The sequence below is a fragment of the Dyella amyloliquefaciens genome, from assembly GCF_004296575.1.
Taxonomy (GTDB): domain Bacteria; phylum Pseudomonadota; class Gammaproteobacteria; order Xanthomonadales; family Rhodanobacteraceae; genus Dyella; species Dyella amyloliquefaciens.
Map to the genome: position 1 here is coordinate 315,533 of NZ_SAYT01000003.1, position 17,368 is coordinate 332,900.

12 protein-coding genes are annotated in these 17,368 nt (G+C 61.3%); 8 read left to right on the forward strand and 4 right to left on the reverse strand.

What is annotated here, in order from left to right; translation table 11 throughout:
* Positions 1-25: 25 nt before the first annotated feature.
* The 4 genes from EPB08_RS09885 to EPB08_RS09900 all read right to left on the reverse strand — a co-directional run bounded on the left by EPB08_RS09885 (position 26) and on the right by EPB08_RS09900 (position 7,090).
* Entirely contained in the window at positions 26-3,034 is a 3,009-nt protein-coding gene (locus EPB08_RS09885; RefSeq protein ID WP_425598251.1) for a TonB-dependent receptor plug domain-containing protein, read from the reverse strand.
* 365 nt (positions 3,035-3,399) lie between these two features.
* A complete protein-coding gene (ahpF, locus tag EPB08_RS09890; protein ID WP_130618922.1) occupies positions 3,400-4,989 on the reverse strand; it encodes an alkyl hydroperoxide reductase subunit F in 1,590 nt (529 codons plus the stop codon).
* A 155-nt stretch (positions 4,990-5,144) separates the two neighbouring features.
* Positions 5,145-5,708: an alkyl hydroperoxide reductase subunit C gene (gene ahpC / locus EPB08_RS09895; protein ID WP_130618923.1), complete on the reverse strand. Its 564-nt coding sequence runs from the start codon at positions 5,706-5,708 to the stop codon at positions 5,145-5,147.
* Between the two features lie 233 nt (positions 5,709-5,941).
* Positions 5,942-7,090: an alkaline phosphatase family protein gene (locus tag EPB08_RS09900; protein WP_130618924.1), complete on the reverse strand. Its 1,149-nt coding sequence runs from the start codon at positions 7,088-7,090 to the stop codon at positions 5,942-5,944.
* A 711-nt stretch (positions 7,091-7,801) separates the two neighbouring features.
* On the opposite strand from EPB08_RS09900, the gene EPB08_RS09905 reads away from it, so the two are divergent.
* From EPB08_RS09905 to EPB08_RS09940, 8 genes are all read left to right on the forward strand, one after another.
* Positions 7,802-8,296, forward strand: coding sequence for a low molecular weight protein-tyrosine-phosphatase (locus tag EPB08_RS09905; protein WP_229238288.1), 495 nt, complete (start codon positions 7,802-7,804; stop codon positions 8,294-8,296).
* A gap of 37 nt (positions 8,297-8,333) precedes the next feature.
* Complete coding sequence (locus EPB08_RS09910) at positions 8,334-10,535, forward strand: polysaccharide biosynthesis tyrosine autokinase (protein ID WP_130618925.1); 2,202 nt, start codon at positions 8,334-8,336, stop codon at positions 10,533-10,535.
* Between the two features lie 221 nt (positions 10,536-10,756).
* The gene (locus tag EPB08_RS09915) at positions 10,757-11,713 is read left to right on the forward strand and encodes a Gfo/Idh/MocA family protein (protein WP_130618926.1); all 957 of its coding nucleotides are present in this window, start codon (positions 10,757-10,759) and stop codon (positions 11,711-11,713) included.
* 7 nt (positions 11,714-11,720) lie between these two features.
* Positions 11,721-12,308 carry an acyltransferase gene (locus EPB08_RS09920; protein WP_130619009.1) on the forward strand — a complete coding sequence of 196 codons (588 nt, stop codon included), beginning with the start codon at positions 11,721-11,723 and terminating at the stop codon, positions 12,306-12,308.
* On the forward strand, positions 12,305-13,399 hold the full coding sequence (locus tag EPB08_RS09925) for a DegT/DnrJ/EryC1/StrS family aminotransferase (protein ID WP_130618927.1): 1,095 nt from the start codon (positions 12,305-12,307) through the stop codon (positions 13,397-13,399). Before EPB08_RS09920 ends, EPB08_RS09925 begins: the two co-directional genes overlap by 4 nt.
* A 21-nt stretch (positions 13,400-13,420) precedes the next feature.
* On the forward strand, positions 13,421-14,527 hold the full coding sequence (locus tag EPB08_RS09930; protein WP_130618928.1) for a phosphoenolpyruvate carboxykinase (ATP): 1,107 nt from the start codon (positions 13,421-13,423) through the stop codon (positions 14,525-14,527).
* The gene (locus EPB08_RS09935) at positions 14,524-15,762 is read left to right on the forward strand and encodes a glycosyltransferase (protein ID WP_130618929.1); all 1,239 of its coding nucleotides are present in this window, start codon (positions 14,524-14,526) and stop codon (positions 15,760-15,762) included. Before EPB08_RS09930 ends, EPB08_RS09935 begins: the two co-directional genes overlap by 4 nt.
* A 105-nt stretch (positions 15,763-15,867) precedes the next feature.
* The gene (locus EPB08_RS09940; RefSeq protein ID WP_229238289.1) at positions 15,868-17,325 is read left to right on the forward strand and encodes a lipopolysaccharide biosynthesis protein; all 1,458 of its coding nucleotides are present in this window, start codon (positions 15,868-15,870) and stop codon (positions 17,323-17,325) included.
* The last annotated feature ends 43 nt before the right edge of the window (positions 17,326-17,368 follow it).

Genomic DNA, 17,368 nt, shown 5'->3' on the forward strand with positions numbered 1-17,368 from the left:
GGCTGCACGCATCATTACCACGTGATCAGTAGTCGTAGGTGGCGGCCAGTCGCAGGTAACGCGGCTGCTGGCGAACCACGGCCGAGCCATACAGCGGATCAGGCGTGCCCGGCGAGATCTGGTAGTACGGGTAGGCGTTGAGGATGGCCTGCGAGTTGAACACGTTGAACACGTTGAGCGAGAAGCCCAGCTTGCCCTCGGCGAAGGCCGGCCGGTACGTGGCACCGAGATCCAGCTGCTTGTTCCACGGCAGGCGATGCGTGCCCGGAGGCGAGGGCTGGCCACCGCACCAGTGGTAGTAGCTGCCGTAGCCATCCGGATCGGTCTGGTTCGGGCCGTAGTAACCCAGGCAGTTGCGCGGGTTGCCCGAGACGATCGAGAGGTTGCCCGACACCTGCCATTCCGGCGTGATCTGGTAGTAGCCGAACAGCTTGATCTGGTGCGCGTGGTCATTGCTCTGCGCGCCGTTCGAGTAGGACATCAGGGCCGGGAAATCCCAGTCGATGCTGGTGGATGCCGCGGTCTGCTGGATGTCCGAACGCAGCTGGCCTTCCGTGTCGCCGTAACTGCGCGAGAACACATAGTCGATCTTGCCGTACCAGTGGCCATCGAACGGATGCTCCAGGTAGGTCTCCAGCGCGTAGTACTTGCGCTTGAGCGGGGGAAAGCCCATCTCCGCGTTGCTCAGCGAGACGCTGCGATAGGCGCCGCCGTCGTCGACCACGGTGAATGTGTTGGCGCGCCCCGGGTTGATCAGGTAGCAGCTGTTGGTGGCGCTCACGGTGTAGCCGAGTTGCGCGGCCTTGTTCTCGATGGCCGGCACGTCGCAGTAATCGTCGATCCCCGTGCGCAGGATGCGCTGGGTGAGCTTGGCGCCATAGGTCCAGTTGGAGCCCAGCGTCTTGTCGAAGCCCAGGATGAACTCGTCCTGGTATTCCGGCTTGATGTCCTGCGCGGTCACTGTCTTCGGATCGGGCAGTACGCCGTAGGTGTTGTTGGGCGACACAGGGTTGGAGAACGGCACCAGTCCGATCGGCGTGCCGTCCGCGGCAATGCCGCTATAGGTGAAGTACTGCTGCGTGGCGACGTAGGCGCCGGCGGCATTCAGTGCCGGGTTGAGCGGCAGGCCGAGGTAATAACGCCCGGCGTTGCCGTACACCTTGAAGCTGGAATCGCCGTTCACGTCCCAGGTGAAGCCCAGGCGCGGCGCCCACTGCGCGCTGCGCTGGCGGATATACGCCTCGCCGTTGGCGTTGTAGTCGGTGAACTGGTCGTTGCGCAGGCCCAGCGACAGCAGCCAGCGATCGGTCACCTGCCACTTGTCTTCGATGTACTGCGCGCGTTGTGCCGAGCGCACGCTGGCAATCGAGCTGTTGACGTACTGGATGGCGTAGTAGCCGTTCGCGCCATTGGGATAGTTCGCCGGTGCGCCCACGCCCAGGTTCGGAATCAGCGCCACGTTCGGCGTGGTGGTATAGGCGTACTGCCAGTAATAGCCCGGGCCCGAATTCTGGCTGCCCTGGTCGATCGCGCGCGCGTTCTGGTTGTCGATGCCGGCCGACAGGGTGTGCGAGCCGAGCTGATAGGACAGGTCGATGCGCAGGTTGTTGCTGTCGTTGTGGCGATTGGGATTGAACAGCGACTGGGTGACCTGGCTGTTGCCGATCGGATTGCCGCCGTTGAACGCCGGGTTCTGGTTCTGGATATCGGTGAGGTAGGTGAGGCTGCCGTCGTAGTTGCCCGGCACGTCGTAGTTCACCGTCTTCATCTTGCCGTACAGCGCCGAGAACGTCAGGCGGTCGGTGATGTAGCTGGTGAACTTGGCCGTGTAGAGGTCGCCACCGGTCTTGGTGTTGTCGTTGGCGTTGATGTAGGCGTCGCGCGACAGCGCGCTGTAGTCGTAGTCGTAGATCGAGCCCGAGGTGGAGCGCTTGCTCGACGCACCGGTGACTTCGAGGATGTTGCTGTCGGTGATGTTCCAGTCGAGCTTCGCGTACCACTTGGGTGTGGTGTAGCGGTAATCGACATAGGGCTTGGCGCTGGACACGTTGTTAACCGCGTCGCCTTCCTGGCGCTCGGCCTCGGCGGCGACGAACAGGAACAGCTTGTCCTTGATCAGCGGGCCGCCGACATAGGCGTCCACCGTGGTAGTCCACTGCCGGTTGCGGCTGTTGGGATCGTACAGGCCGCCGGCAATGGGCGAGGCGGGCAGGCCGTTGGTGTAGTACGTGTCACGCGCATCGGCCTGCGCAAACGCCGGCTCCCACAGCACCTGGCCACCGAAGTGCCATTCGTTGGTGCCGCGCTTGCCGACCATGTTGATCACGCCGCCATCGGAGCGTCCGTACTGGGCGCTGTAGCCGCCGGTGTAGATTTCCTGCTGCTCGATGGCGCCGTAGGGCAGGGTGAGGCCACCCAGGCCGCGCTGGCTTTCGGTGGTGTTGAAGCCGTTGATGTAGTACGCGTTCTCGCTCGCTGCGGAGCCGCCGAAAGTGACCAGGGACTGCCCGGTCGGGCCCGTGTAGCCACCGCTGTTGCCGGTGACGCCGGGCGCGAGCAGTGCAATCGCTTCGGCCGAGCGAGCCAGCGGCAGGCGGGCGAGCTCCTGTGCAGTGATGACCGTGCGCGAGTCCACGCTGGTGACGTCGATCTGCGGTGTAGTGCTGGCGGAAACACTTACCGCGCCCAGCTCCTTGGCCGCCGCGGCTTCGAAGGACACCTCGGTGCCCGCGCCGACGCGCAGGCTGATGTCATTGCGCGTATCGACCACGTTGCCATCGCGCAGCAGCGATACCGTGTAGGTGCCCAGCGGAAGTTCGGAGGCGACATAGCGACGACGATCGTCCACCGCGACCGTGCGCGTGATGCCCGTGGCGCTCTTGATCTGCACCGTCTCGCCGTTGGCGGCGGGAACCTGGCCGAAAATGCTGCCGGTGGTGGACTGCGCGAACGCGGGTGCGGCGCCCAGCGCAAACAGGGTGGCAAGCGCTGCCGAGAGGGCGCGCGGAGATAACGCAATCTGCTTGTTCAAAATCCTGGTTCTCTGGTCGCAACGGAGAAGTTGCTGCCGCTGGTGTGCGTCCATGCACGTGCGGGCATCGGCGATGCCCGCGCCAGTGACAGCGTTCGGAGAAACGAAACCCCTGTGCCGGCATGGGGATGCCGGCGCCGCGATGCATGCCGGGCGGAAATGCTCCGGCGTCGTGGGTTGCGTCTATGAAAACCCGGGATTAGATCGATGAAAAGGGTTACGCAGATGAGTGTTTCTCATCTGGATAGAACCCATGGTTATAAGCCGCGCCACAGCTGGGCTGCGGGGCTATTTCGACCGATAAAAAAGCCCGGCCCCGCGAGCCGTGAGGGGAGCGGCTGCGCGGGACCGGGCGGTGGAACGGGCCGTCAGGCGACGGCGCTTTCCTTCTCGGTCTCTTCCACCGGCAGGCGGATGAGGTAGTCAAAAGCACTCAACGATGCCTTGGAGCCTTCGCCCATGGCGATCACGATCTGCTTGTACGGGACGGTGGTCACGTCGCCTGCGGCGAACACGCCAGGCACCGAGGTTTCACCGCGCGCGTCCACTTCGATCTCGCCGCGCGGCGAAAGTTGCACCGTGCCCTTCAGCCAGTCGGTGTTGGGCAGCAGGCCGATCTGCACGAATACGCCTTCGAGCGCCACGTGGCGGCTTTCGCCGCTGGTGCGGTCGGTGTAGGCCAGGCCGATGACCTTCTGGCCGTCGCCCTGTACTTCGGTGGTCTGCGCGCTGACGATCACATCCACATTCGGCAGGCTGCGCAGCTTGCGCTGCAACACCTCGTCCGCACGCAACTTGCCGTCGAACTCGATCAGCGTGACATGGCCCACGATGCCGGCCAGGTCGATGGCCGCCTCGACGCCAGAGTTGCCGCCGCCAATCACCGCCACGCGCTTGCCCTTGAACAGGGGGCCGTCGCAGTGCGGGCAATAGGTGACGCCCTTGTTGCGGTATTCCTGCTCGCCCGGCACATTCATGTTGCGCCAGCGGGCACCGGTGGAGAGGATCAGCGCCTTCGCTTTCAGCGTGGCGCCGTTGGCGAGCACGACTTGATGCAGGCCGCCTTCGGTCGTTGCCGGGATCAACTTTTCAGCGCGCTGCAGGTTCATCACGTCCACGTCGTATTCGTGCACGTGCTGCTCCAGCGAGGCCGCAAGCTGCGGGCCTTCGGTGTACGGCGCGGAGATGAAGTTCTCGATGGCCATGGTGTCCAGCACCTGGCCGCCGAAACGCTCGGCCGCAACACCTGTGCGGATGCCCTTGCGTGCCGCATAGATGGCTGCGGAAGCACCGGCCGGGCCGCCGCCGACCACGAGCACATCGAACGGTGCCTTTTTGTTCAGGCGTCCGGCGGCGCGTTCACCGGCATTCGTGTCCAGCCGCGCGGCAATCTGTTCGATCGCCATGCGGCCGGTGTCGAAGAATTCCCCGTTGAGGAAGACGGTCGGCACGGCCATCACCTGGCGTTCGTTCACTTCGTCCTGGAACAGCGCGCCGTCGACCGCCACATGCTTGATGTTGGGGTTGAGCACGCTCATCAGGTTCAGTGCCTGCACCGTGTCCGGGCAGCTGTGGCAGGAGAGCGACATGAAGGTCTCGAAGCGGAACTCGCCCTCGAGGTTGCGTACCTGCTCGATCACTTCCTGAGTGGCCTTGGACGGGTGGCCGCCGACCTGCAGCAGGGCGAGCACCAGCGAGGTGAACTCGTGGCCCATCGGAATGCCGGCGAAACTCACACCCACGTCGGTGCCGGTGCGGTTGATCGCAAATGACGGCCTGCGCGCGTCATTGCCGTCCAGGCGCAGCGTGATCTTGTCGGACAGCGGGGCGATGTCTTCCAGCAGGGCCTTGAGCTCCTGCGACTTCTCGCTGTTGTCGAGGGAGGCCAGAAGCTCGATCGGGTGTACGACCTTCTCGAGGTAGGCCTGCAGTTGGGTCTTCAGATCGGCATCCAGCATGGTGACTCCGTCGTTTATTCGGGGTGAGCGCTGCCAGCACCCATGGCTAAGCCGGGCGTCGTGCGCGCTTTGGAATTCGGTAGGAGGACCCGGCAGGACGCCGGGTCCGGTGCGGCCCGATGCAGCGGGCCGCAAGACAGTAATGCAGGGGGAGCTTAGATCTTGCCGACAAGGCTGAGCGACGGCTTCAGCGTCTTGTCGCCTTCCTGCCACTTGGCCGGGCACACTTCACCCGGGTGAGCAGCAACGTACTGCGCGGCCTTGACCTTGCGCAGCAGCTCGGAAGCCGAACGGCCGATGCCGTTGTCGTGGATCTCGCACAGCTTGATCTGGCCTTCCGGGTTGATCAGGAAGGTGCCGCGCAGGGCCAGGCCCTCTTCTTCGATCATCACGTCGAAGTTGCGGGTGATGGCACCGGTCGGATCGCCGATCAGGGTGTACTTCACCTTGCCGATCGCGTCGGACGTGTCGTGCCATGCCTTGTGGGCGAAATGCGTGTCGGTGGACACGCCATAGACTTCGACGCCCAGCTTCTGGAACTGCTCGTAATGATCGGCAAGGTCTTCCAGTTCGGTCGGGCAGACGAAGGTGAAATCGGCGGGGTAGAACACCACCACGGACCACTTGCCCTTCAGGGAGGCGTCGGTCACTTCGATGAACTGGCCATCCTTGAAAGCATTGGCCTTGAACGCTTTGATTTCGGTGTTGATCAACGACATCGTTGTTTTCCCGTTGGTTGTGGTTGGTAGAAGCTCAAGAATAGAGATTTTTGATCAATTGATCCAATTGATTGTTGGGATGATAGCTATTGACATTGACTATCACGGGGCTGGTGCCCGCGTGCGCCGGCCGCGCGATCCCATCGGCGCTGCCTCGAGGCCACGGGAAAAGAAGTAGGGGCGTGAAGTGGCGACCCAAGGGAACCGCGACCTTTCGCCGTCACGAGGGCCGGTTACTTGCCGGTGGCCTCGGAAATCGCGCCGCTCAGGGTCGCGTTCGTGAAGATATCGCTTCCGAAGGTCCGCAACTGGGGCTGGCCGGCATAGCCGAGATAGCTCAAGCCGAACCAGGTTTCCATGCTGCGCAGTGTGGCGTAGTGGTTGTAAGGCGTGTCCGACACCGTACCCGGCTTGATGTATGGCGAGAGCATTACCGCGCCGATGCGTCCGCCACCGGGACCGAACTGCCCCGGCAGAGGGCCGCCGCGCAAGGGCTGCTCGCCACAGCACGCCTTGGCATCGGTGCCTTCATCGAATGTGATGATGAGTACGCCGTCCTGCTTGAAGGCAGGGGAGTCGGTGATGCGCGGGACCCAGTCGCGGAGAAAGGCATCCGCCGACACCATGCCGCCCTGCTCGCCGTTCAGGCAGGGAGCGTCGTGCCCGTCATGGCACAGGTCGGGCGTGATGAACACGAGGTTCGGCGTGGTGCTCACCTGCTCCAGGTCGTTGCGCAGGGCATCCAGGGGCACGATGTGCTGGCCGCAGTACGTCTCGTCGTCGATGATCGAGTGAAAGTAGACGAATGGATTGTGTTTGTCCGCGTAACGATCGGTCAGCGTCTCACGATAGGTCTGATCGGTCGAGCCGATGGCGGCGTGGCCGCAATGCGGCGCTTCACGCCTGGGGTTGTTACCCATCCCTTCCATATAGCCTTTCCAGGAGAGGCCGGCCCGGCGCATCTGGTCTGTCACCGTCTTCACCGAGGAGGGATAGATGCAGCCCTGTCCCATGAGCTGGCCATTGCTGTCCAGCTGTCTGGCGGTTGCGTGGAAGTTGACGAAGTTCAGGCAGTCCTTCTGGGTCGCGGGATTTGGCCCCTGGCCGCTGACCAGCGCAACGTAGTTGTCCAGGCTGTTGTGCCCGATGGCGTAGTACTCCCTAAGAAGTGCGCCGCGCGAGGCAAGCTCGTGGCTGAGGTACGGTGCGTTCGTCTGCGGGCCGAAGGTCACTTCAAAAGGTTCGTTCTCCAGCACGATCAGGAAGACGTGGTGAACGGGAGCCGTGATCGGAATCGATCGGCCATCCGCCAGCAGAGGCATGCTCATCAACAACGTGACTGCGAAGACGAGTGCGATGAGCGAATGTTTCAGTTTTGTCATCGAGTGAAGCCACATCATCAAAACTGCTCCACGATGGTCAATGCGCTGGCGACGAAGTGAAACGTCGGCGCGGTCGCATGGTTCGCCAGGATCACCGGCATGCGCGCCGGTCGTACGTGTTGACCGCGAGCACTTCACGAAGAAGCGTCAGGCCGCGAGCCTGGCATCAAGCGCAGCGGCGACCCGCAGCTTCGTGGGTGTGCCGGTCGCCAGCCCACGGGGAGGCTAAAGCAAAAGGGCTTTCGAAAGGCTGTCTGAAACTTCGCTCGAAGGATCGCGTGGTCGAAACCGTTCATGTTCATGAGGACGCATCAAAGGTGCGCCTATGCGCTATTCAGTGTGGTAGTCAACGCATGCTTTTGCGAAGTGCATCGCATGATGGGCGTCTCGCTTTCGTGCGAGGCGATGCAGGTTTTGTGAAGAGACGTGCCGCGAATTCAGCCGCCTAAATCATTTCGCTACGGTTCACTGTGAAGTAATAACAGCGTGCAATGATTGCTGAGTACTGAGTGTCTTGCAGTGATGATTGCAAGTCCGACGACAGCAAGGATCGTTGACATCAAGCGATCCACGATGCGATGAGCGGGTGTTGCTGAGTCGGATGTTTCGTGCTTCGTAGGCGTGCATTCATCACTGTCGTGTTACTTGGTTTTTGGCAGCTGAAACCGGAAGCCTCACCTCGGTGTGGTTTCCGGATCGGACAGGGGGCTGATGAACGGCTGGCGTCGATGTTTGACGCCGGTGGGCCTGAATCCGGGAGTATGCCAATACGTGTTTAAGCGGATATTGATCGTCTGCATGGGCAATATCTGCCGTAGTCCGGCTGCCGAATACTTGTTTCGGCAGCGAGTGAACGGGCGCGGCATCGAATTGCATAGTGCTGGGCTGAGCGCAGTCGTCGGCGACCCGATGGATGCCACGGTGGCGCGACTGCTCAACGAAAGCGGCATCGATGGATCGCCGCATCGTGCCCATCAGCTCACACCACCCATGCTGCTCCAGGCTGACCTGGTGCTCGGCATGGAAAAGAGCCATGTCGACGCCATGGTCGAGCTCGCGCCTGCGGCGCGGGGCAAGGTATTTCTCCTCGATAAATGGGTGGACGGACGGGATATCCCCGATCCGTACCGACAACATCACACTGCATTCGTGCGCGCCTACGAAATGATTCGGCGTGCTGTCGACAGTTGGGTTGACTATCTATGAAGTCCTGCCCGCATCGCGCAATGGGAAGACCGTCGCTATGACCATTATCCAATATCCACCCATGCAGCCGGACGGCGAAATTGACCTGAGCGAAGTGGTAGGTACGCTCAAGGATCACAAGTGGAAGATCGTCGGCATCACCTGCGTTTTCATCGTGCTTGCGATCGTCTATTCGCTGGTGGCCACACCGATTTACCAGGCCAGCGCCATGGTGCAGGTCGAGCAGCAGGTGCCGAACCTTCCTCAGCTGAGTGCGCTCAGCCAGACGCTGGCAGCGGCGAGTCCCGAGGCGACCACGGAGACAAACCTCATCACCTCGCGCATGGTGATTGGCGAGGCGGTCGACAAGCTCAACCTTACGGTGGAAGCGTCGCCAAAGCGTTTCCCTCTCATCGGTTCGTTCTTTGCCGGTCGCTTCGCGAAGAAGAACCCTGGGCAGGTCGCTTCACCCATGCTCGGCATGAGCGATTACGACTGGGGCGGCTCCAAGCTCAACATCTTCCGCCTCGAAGTGCCTGACGATCTTCTGGACAAGCCGCTGCGCTTTATTGCGGGCGAGGGCGGGCTCTATGTGCTGCAGGACGATGACGGAAACATCCTGGTCATCGGCCGCGTGGGCCAGGAAGCCAAGGCCCATGGCGTAACCATGGAAGTCAAATCGCTGGCAGCCAACCCGGGTACCCGCTTCCGCGTCTTCAAGCGTCGCGAACTCACCGTCATCAACAAGCTGCAGCGACAGATCAATGTCACGGAGCAGGGCAAGGAGTCGGGCATCCTGGGCATGACGTACAACAACGTCAGTCCTGCGATGGCGACGAACGTGCTCCAGGAAGTGGCTGAGTTCTACGTGCGTCAGAACGTGGAGCGCAATTCGGCGGAGGCTGCCAACAGCCTGAAGTTCGTGCGCGATCAGTTGCCCAACGTCCGGCACGAGCTGGAGCGTGCAACGGCGGCCTTGAACGAATTCCAGAACAAGGCCCAATCCGTCGACATCAATATGCAGACGCAGGCGCTGCTTAACCAGTCGGTGACGATCGAGACGAACCTTGAGCAACTTCGCCTGCAGCAGGCGGACGTGGCGCGCCAGTTCACTCCGGCTCATCCCCAGTATCAGTCCCTGATGAGGCAGATCGGCCAGCTGGAGGCGCAGAAGGCCGCCATCGACAAGAAGGTCGGTGGTCTGCCCGACACTCAGCAGCAGTTGCTTAAGCTGACGCGTGACGTGCAGGTGAGCAACGATACCTATACCGGTCTGTTGAACCAGGCCCAGCAGCTGGATATCGCTCGCGCCGGCACTATCGGCAACGTGCGCATCATTGACCGGGCGGCCGTGGATGTCACCGACCCGGTGTGGCCGCGGACCCTTCTCATCCTGGTGGGCGCGGCCATGTTCGGTGGCTTCGTCGCACTCCTCTATGTATTCGTTCGCCAGATGCTCAATCGCGGCATCGAAGATCCTGCCGTGGTCGAAAAACTCGGCCTGCCGGTGTACGCGACCATCCCTGTCAGTCCCCGCGAAAAAGTGCTGGCGAGCAAGCGCGTGCGTTCGGACGGCAGGGAACGCCTGCTGGTCGAGGACTCGCCCAAGGATCTGGCGGCGGAAGCCTTGCGCAGCCTGCGCACCAGCCTGCACTTCGCGCGGCTGGAGGCAAAGAACAATGTGCTGATGATTTCGGGCGCCAGTCCGGATGCCGGCAAGACCTTTGTGTCCGCCAACCTTGCGGCCGTGGTGGCGCAGACCGGTCAGCGCGTGCTGCTGATCGACGGCGACATGCGTATCGGTGTGGTGCACAAGGTGCTGGGCGGCCGGGCCGAGATCGGTCTGTCCGAACTCATATCGGGTCAGGTCGACATGGCTGGCGCGATTCGCCAGGCGGAGTCGCCGAGCACGCTGCACTACATCACCCGCGGCAAGATTCCGCCCAACCCGTCCGAGTTGTTGATGAATGCCAGGTTCTCGGCGTTGCTCGATCACCTGAAGCCGAAGTATGACCTGATCATCATCGACACGCCGCCGATCCTGGCGGCTACCGATGCGGCCGTCATTGGCCACCACGCCGGTACCGGACTGATCGTGGCGAGGTTCGGCCTCAGCCAGTCGCGCGAGCTCGCGCTGGCCAAGCAGCGTTTCGAACAGAACGGCGTGTCCATCAAGGGCGCGATCTTCAATGCGGTAGAGAAGCGCAGTCGCGGCTATTACGCGTACGCGTACTACCAGGTCGACAGGGCGGTGTCGTGATCGTCGCCCTGCCGAGAGGTGTCATTGACAAGGAGCGCCATGACCTCACGACGGCCCGCGCCGGGCCCTCGTAGCAAGCCATGACGCTCCGAATGGAATGAATCCGGCCCTGCCGGAGGCGGAGCTGGCTATCACCGAAGGAGCTTCTGTCGACGGCCTGCGCGCCACGCAGGTCGTCCATGCCACACAGCCTGGAAAGATGTAGGAAGGGAATTTGGCCGATGTCAAACAAGAAGAATTTCGCGCTGATCGGCGCTGCGGGCTACATAGCTCCTCGCCACATGCAAGCAATAAAGAGCACGGGTAACCGCTTGCTGGCTGCATTCGACCCTAACGACTCGGTCGGCATCATCGACTCACATTTCCCTGATGCCGACTTCTTTACCGAGTTCGAACGTTTTGATCGCCATGTCGACATGCGTCGACGGGCAAGGAATGGCGGTCAGATCGACTATGTGTCGATCTGTTCTCCCAACTATCTTCATGATTCGCACATCCGCTTCGCACTTCGCTCCGGCGCCAACGCCATCTGCGAGAAGCCACTGGTGCTAAATCCATGGAATATCGACGGATTGCTGGATATAGAGCGCGAGACGGGAAGGAAGACCAATACGATCCTGCAGCTTCGCCTGCATCCGTCGATCATCGCGCTACGCAAGCGTGTGCGCGAGGAACATCGGAGCACGAAGCACGAGGTGGACCTGGCCTATGTCACCTCCCGTGGCCATTGGTATCTGCAGAGCTGGAAGGGCGACACCAAGAAGTCGGGTGGCATTGCCACCAACATCGGGGTGCACTTCTTCGACATGCTGCATTACCTGTTCGGCGACTTGCAGGCCAATGTGGTGCACCTGTCCAACGACACCAAGGCAGCCGGTTACCTCGAGTACGAAAAGGCGAGGGTACGCTGGTTCCTCTCGGTGGACCTTGAGGACGTGCCGGCTTCGGCGCGCGAAAGCGGCCAGCGTACCTATCGGTCCATCACCGTCAATGGTGAGGAAATCGAGTTTTCCGGCGGCTTCACCGATCTGCACGATCGCAGCTATGCGGAGATTCTCGCCGGACGTGGTTTTGGACTGGAAGAAAACCGGACCGCCATCGAAACGGTGGCGGCCATTCGTGCCGGCAATGCGGCTCCATCCGTCCAGGATGGCCACCCGTTCCTCGGGAAAAAGTGAGCATCACATGGACTATTACATGCATTCTTCGGCCATCGTCGACGAGGGCGCCATCATCGGTGAGGGCTCGCGCGTCTGGCATTTCACCCATGTGTGCGCGGGCGCCCGGATCGGCAAGGGCGTCTCGCTCGGGCAGAACGTGTTCGTCGGCAACAAGGTGGTGATCGGCGATCACTGCAAGATCCAGAACAACGTCTCTGTCTACGACAACGTGACCCTGGAGGATGGCGTCTTCTGTGGTCCGAGCATGGTCTTCACGAACGTCTATAACCCGCGCGCGCTGGTGGAGCGTAAGAACGAATATCGCGACACCCTGGTCCGTCGCGGTGCCACGCTCGGCGCCAACTGCACGGTCGTCTGCGGCGTCACCATCGGCGAGTTCGCCTTCGTCGGCGCGGGGGCCGTCATCAATGAGGACGTGCCGGCCTATGCGCTGATGGTGGGCGTTCCGGCGCGGCAGGTCGGATGGATGAGCGAGTTCGGCGAGCGCCTTGACCTGCCGCTGACGGGAAGCGCCGAGACGGCATGCGCCAACACCGGTGCGCGCTATGTATTGAAGGGCGGCAAGCTGCACAAGCAGGAGCCTGTTACATGATCGACTTCATCGACCTCAAGTCCCAGCAAAACCGCATTCGGGCTGCCATCGACGCGGGCATCGCGCGGGTGCTCGACCATGGCCAGTACATCCTCGGCCCCGAGGTGGTCGAGCTGGAAACGCGGCTCGCGGAATACACCGGCGCAGCCCATTGCATTTCGGTGGCCAATGGCACGGACGCGCTGCAGATCGCCTTGATGTCGCTCGGTGTTGGTGTGGGCGACGAGGTGATCTCGCCGGGCTTCAGTCATATTTCCACAGCCGAGTCGATTGCGGTGCTCGGTGCGCGCCCGGTTTACGTCGACATCGATCCTGCGACCTGCAACATCGACGCGGATCTACTGGATGCGGCCATTACTCCGCGCACGAAGGCGATCATCGTGGTCTCGCTCTACGGCCAGTGTCCAGACTTTGATGCCATCAACACGATTGCTTCCAGGTATGGCATTCCGGTCATTGAGGATGGAGCCCAGAGCTTCGGTGCAACTTACAAGGGTCGCAAGAGCTGTAACCTGAGCACCATCGCCTGCACCAGTTTCTTTCCCAGCAAGCCGCTGGGTTGCTATGGCGACGGCGGGGCGATCTTCACCAGTGACGAGGCGCTGGCAAGATCGCTGAAGCTGATTGCGCGCCATGGGCAGGATCGCCGCTATCACCATGTGTGCGTCGGAGTTAACAGCCGGCTGGATACCCTTCAGGCGGCGATACTGCTGGTGAAACTCTCGGTCTTCGACGAGGAAATGCTGCTCCGCCAGCGCGTCGCCAAGGTCTATGACCACCTGCTGGCAGACCTCGATCAGGTCAAGCTGCCAGTCGTCGAGAGTCACAACATGAGCGCCTGGGCTCAGTACACCGTCCGGGTGGCCGATCGCGAAGCGCTGCGCTCCCGGCTTCAGGAGGCTGGCGTTCCGACAGCCGTGCACTACCCGTTGCCGCTCTACCGTCAGCCTGCCTTGGCGGACGAGGATACGCGCCTGCCGGTTTGCGACCTGGCCGCGGAGCAGGTCATGAGCCTTCCCATGTCGCCGTATCTGGACGAGAAGCAGCAGGAACACGTGGCCGCCTCGTTGGCGGCGAGAGCCTTCGCCTGACATGCCGGGAGATCCGTCGGTATGAAGAAGATCATCTTTGGGAAATGCTACGCGTTTTCTGGCGATGCGATGTATCAGGCATGGCTGATGGAGAGTCTGGCGCTCTATGCGGACGCCGGGGATATCCCGTCCGATGTGGATATCCATATCGTCAACGAAATATCCGGTCGCGCGCTCGTTGCCATGAACCCCAAAGCGCATCGGACCTTCGATCACGGCATGCTGACCTCGTTTCCGGCGGCTGACGTGTATTGGGGATGGTCAGATCGCGGCTCGTTGGAAGTGGAGGTGACGCTCAGGTCGCGTCGTGGCGTCAAGCGCAACGTGCAGCGGCTGCTGTCGGTCGAATATGCCAGTGACCTGGAGTCATTCGAGCAGATCCTGCACGAGTTCGTGCTGGTGCCATCGACCTACTTCTTCAGCGACATGGTGCCCATCCATGCCGCCTGCCTGACCGTGAACGGGCAGGCGTGCCTGTTGGCAGGCACCGGCGGCGTGGGCAAGTCGGCGGCGATGCTTGCGCTCAGGCAGCACGACGGCGTCGGTTTCGTCAGTGACGATATCTCCCTCATGTCCTATGGGTCGTCACTGGTGTACGCCAACATGGCGTGGCCGAAGATCTATGGCTACAACTGCAGCGATCCCGCGCTGAAAGGCGAATTGCTCGCCGGGCGCGGCTGGGTCGACCGCACGCACTTCAACGTCAAGGCCTGGATCAACGTGGCCAGCACGCGGCGAAAGCTGCGGCCGGACAGGGTCTACCGCAAGGTCGAATCGTCACCGTCACCGCTTTCGCGACTGTATTACCTAGTCCGCGAAGATGTGCCCAAGTTTCAAGTGGCCGGCCTCGAGGCATCGGTTGCCGTCGAGATGACGATTGCCGTGATAAGCGCGGAATACAGCATTTTCCATGACCAGCTCTACTGGGAGCAGTACAACGCCTTGGCCACGTCGCGTACCGCGATGTTGACCATGGAGCAGGTGGTCGCCAACTGGCGGCGACTGCTTGCCGAGTGCCTGGCGACCGTGGCCTGCTTCAAGATCAGCGTCCCCCTGAACATGGACCACGTTGCATATCGGGACTGCATGATCGATACGCTCATGACAGGAGTGGCAGAGCACGCATGAGAATCGTCATCCTCACCAACGCATTCCCGTATCACCCCGGCGAACAGTTCCTCGAAGACGAGATCGGTTACTGGGCGCGGCACCCCGATGCCAGGGCCACCGTGTTGCCGGCGGTGGCCGAGGGCACGCCAAGGCCATTGCCACCCGGTGTGTCGATGGACCTGAGCATGGTACAGCCCGGCGTGCTGCGTCGCTTGCCTTATATCGTGCAGGCGGCGTTCTCCGGCATGTTCCGCAAGGAAATCTCCTATCTGCGGCGCTCCGGGAAACTGCAGCGGCCAACAGCGATCCGGGCGCTGCTGCATGTTTCAAAGGTGATGCAACAGGCGGCGTCGCTCGTGCGTTACGCCAGGCGCAACGGGGTCATCGATGTCGCCTACAGCTACTGGAACGACACACAGGCCTATGCCGCGATTCGCGCGAGGGAGAAGGGGGCTGTTCGCAGGGTAGTGACGCGGGCCCACGGCATCGATCTCTACCAGGAGCGGCGGATGCTCGACTACATGCCGCTCAAGCGTCAATTCATCGGATCGTTCGACCGGATCTTCGCGCTGTCGACCGAGGCGCGGGGATATCTGGAGCACACCTACGGCGCACCGCTGGAGAAGATAACCATCATTCCTCTCGGCGTTCCCTTGACCGCCGGCATCTCCAAGCCGAGCCCGGAAGGCAACCTGCACATCGTTTCGGTGTCGTTCTGCCTGCCCGTGAAACGCATGGACCGGATCATCGAAGGCCTGCGTTTGTTTGCAACCAAGCACGCGGAATACAGCGTGCGATGGACGCATATCGGCGCCGGTCCGCTGCTGGATGAGATGCGTGAGTTGGCCCAGGTCAGACTGGGTGCACTCGAGAACATGAAGTTCACGTTCATCGGCGAGTTGCCCAACGATGCCGTGAAAAAGTACTACCTGAACATGCCAGTGGACATCTTCATGAACACGAGCGAGTCGGAAGCCATTCCTGTCTCCATCATGGAGGCGATGAGCACCGGCGTGCTCGCGATCGCTCCCAACGTGGGTGGTGTATCCAACCTTGTCTCGGCGACCTGTGGCGTACTTCTGAGCAGGAGTCCGAGCTACAAGGAGATCGCGGACGCGATCGCTGTGCTCGCCTACGACCAGGCGCGAAATGATCTTCGCGTGAATGCAAGAAAGGCCGTCGAGGATCACTTCGACGCATCGAAGAATTACCCGTCGTTCATCAGTGATGTGTTGTCTATTGGCACTTCATGAGACGTGTTGCAGGGAACGTCATGGTCAATCCCATGTAAGAAGGGAAGCGCATCATGTGCGACATAGTTCGAGTCCGAAAAATCGTGAAATCTGAAAGGTCGGCTTGTGAACTTACGAACGATCGCTGCATTTGCATTTGGGCCCATCGCCACTGCCGGACTGGGCCTCATTACGGTGCCGGCCATCACGTGGATCTTTGCGCCGGCTGACGTTGGACGTCTAAACGTTATTCAGATCGCAGTGTCGTTTGGGGTACTACTATTCAATCTCGGCCTTGATCGGGCTTATGTGCGCGAATATCACGAATGGCCGGATCGCGGTGCTCTTTTGAAAGCCTGCTTTGCACCGGGTTTCCTGCTGCTTCTTCTGGCTATGGTGCTCACCATTCCATTCAGTGAGCGCATAGCGGTGTTGCTGTTTGGACTGGATAAGGTCGTTTACTACTGGATGCTGGTCGCCTGTGTCGTAGTGAGCTTCATATCAAGATTCCTTTCGCTGATCTTGCGAATGCAGGACCGAGGAATGGCTTTTTCCATGAGTCAAGTTCTGCCGAAAGTGGCCTTCCTCCTGGTCGTTGGTCTCATGGCGTTGCCGCAGTTCTCGAAGTCCTTCTGGCAGCTCGAGCTGGCCTATCTGATTTCGTTGCTGTCGGTCCTGTTCGCATTCAGCTGGAATACCCGGCGCGACTGGCGGCCGGCGCTGAGCGCCTCCTGCTCGAACGAACAGGTCCGCGGCCTGATCAGTTACGGTCTACCGCTCATTTTTGCAGGCGTCGCCTACTGGGGACTCGATGCCACCAGCACGCTGACGTTGCGCTCGCTGTCGACGCTCACCGAACTGGCGTTCTATTCGGTCTCCATGAGCTTCGCTGGCGTGGGGATCGTGTTTCAGACCATCTTTACCGTGCTGTGGGCACCGATGGTCTACAAGTGGGTCGCTCATGGTGCAGACATGAAGCGCGTGGATCATGTAGCCCATCAGGCGCTTGCCGTGGTCTGCGCGATCTGGGTGCTCAGCGGAACATTTTCATGGGTGATCGATTTTCTGCTGCCGGAGAACTACCGTCAGGTGAAATACCTCATGTTGTGCAGCATCGGGCAGCCGCTGCTGTACACCCTTTCGGAAGTGACCTGTGTGGGCATCGGCATTACGCGCCGCTCGATGTTGTCGCTGTGGTCGACGCTGGTGGCGCTGGTGGTCAACGTATTGGGCAGCGTGTGGTTGGTTCCCGCGCATGGCGCGGCGGGCGCCGTCGTTGCCAACGCTGTTGCGTTCCTGGTGTTCTTCATCGCGCGCACCGAGGCCTCGGCCTATGTGTGGCGCCCGATTCCGCGCACCAAGCTCTACGTGTCGGTGATCGTCGCCGTGGCCTTGTCCATCGCGACGCTCTCCTTCGATGCCGATCAAGCGGCCTACGTCAGCCTGATCTGGCTGGCGATGGTGCCGGTGGTGTTCTTGACCTTCAGGTCGGAGTGGTCCGACATGTATCGGGCACTTCGTTCGGCCATTCGCCCGCATGGATGGCCTGAGGAGGCACGACGAGAACGTGATGCTGTTCCCTAGTCGTTGCAGTTGTCGAGGCTTCGGCCCCGTGTAAGGAGAGACA

What these genes read in the sequence shown, in the direction of transcription:
- EPB08_RS09935 (WP_130618929.1), top strand. Translation starts at nt 14,524, where the DNA reads ATGAGAATCGTCATCCTCACCAACGCATTCCCGTATCACCCCGGCGAA.
- EPB08_RS09900 (WP_130618924.1), bottom strand. Translation starts at nt 7,090, where the DNA reads ATGACAAAACTGAAACATTCGCTCATCGCACTCGTCTTCGCAGTCACG.
- ahpC (WP_130618923.1), bottom strand. Translation starts at nt 5,708, where the DNA reads ATGTCGTTGATCAACACCGAAATCAAAGCGTTCAAGGCCAATGCTTTC.
- EPB08_RS09920 (WP_130619009.1), top strand. Translation starts at nt 11,721, where the DNA reads ATGGACTATTACATGCATTCTTCGGCCATCGTCGACGAGGGCGCCATC.
- ahpF (WP_130618922.1), bottom strand. Translation starts at nt 4,989, where the DNA reads ATGCTGGATGCCGATCTGAAGACCCAACTGCAGGCCTACCTCGAGAAG.
- EPB08_RS09930 (WP_130618928.1), top strand. Translation starts at nt 13,421, where the DNA reads ATGAAGAAGATCATCTTTGGGAAATGCTACGCGTTTTCTGGCGATGCG.
- EPB08_RS09910 (WP_130618925.1), top strand. Translation starts at nt 8,334, where the DNA reads ATGACCATTATCCAATATCCACCCATGCAGCCGGACGGCGAAATTGAC.
- EPB08_RS09915 (WP_130618926.1), top strand. Translation starts at nt 10,757, where the DNA reads ATGTCAAACAAGAAGAATTTCGCGCTGATCGGCGCTGCGGGCTACATA.
- EPB08_RS09905 (WP_229238288.1), top strand. Translation starts at nt 7,802, where the DNA reads ATGAACGGCTGGCGTCGATGTTTGACGCCGGTGGGCCTGAATCCGGGA.
- EPB08_RS09925 (WP_130618927.1), top strand. Translation starts at nt 12,305, where the DNA reads ATGATCGACTTCATCGACCTCAAGTCCCAGCAAAACCGCATTCGGGCT.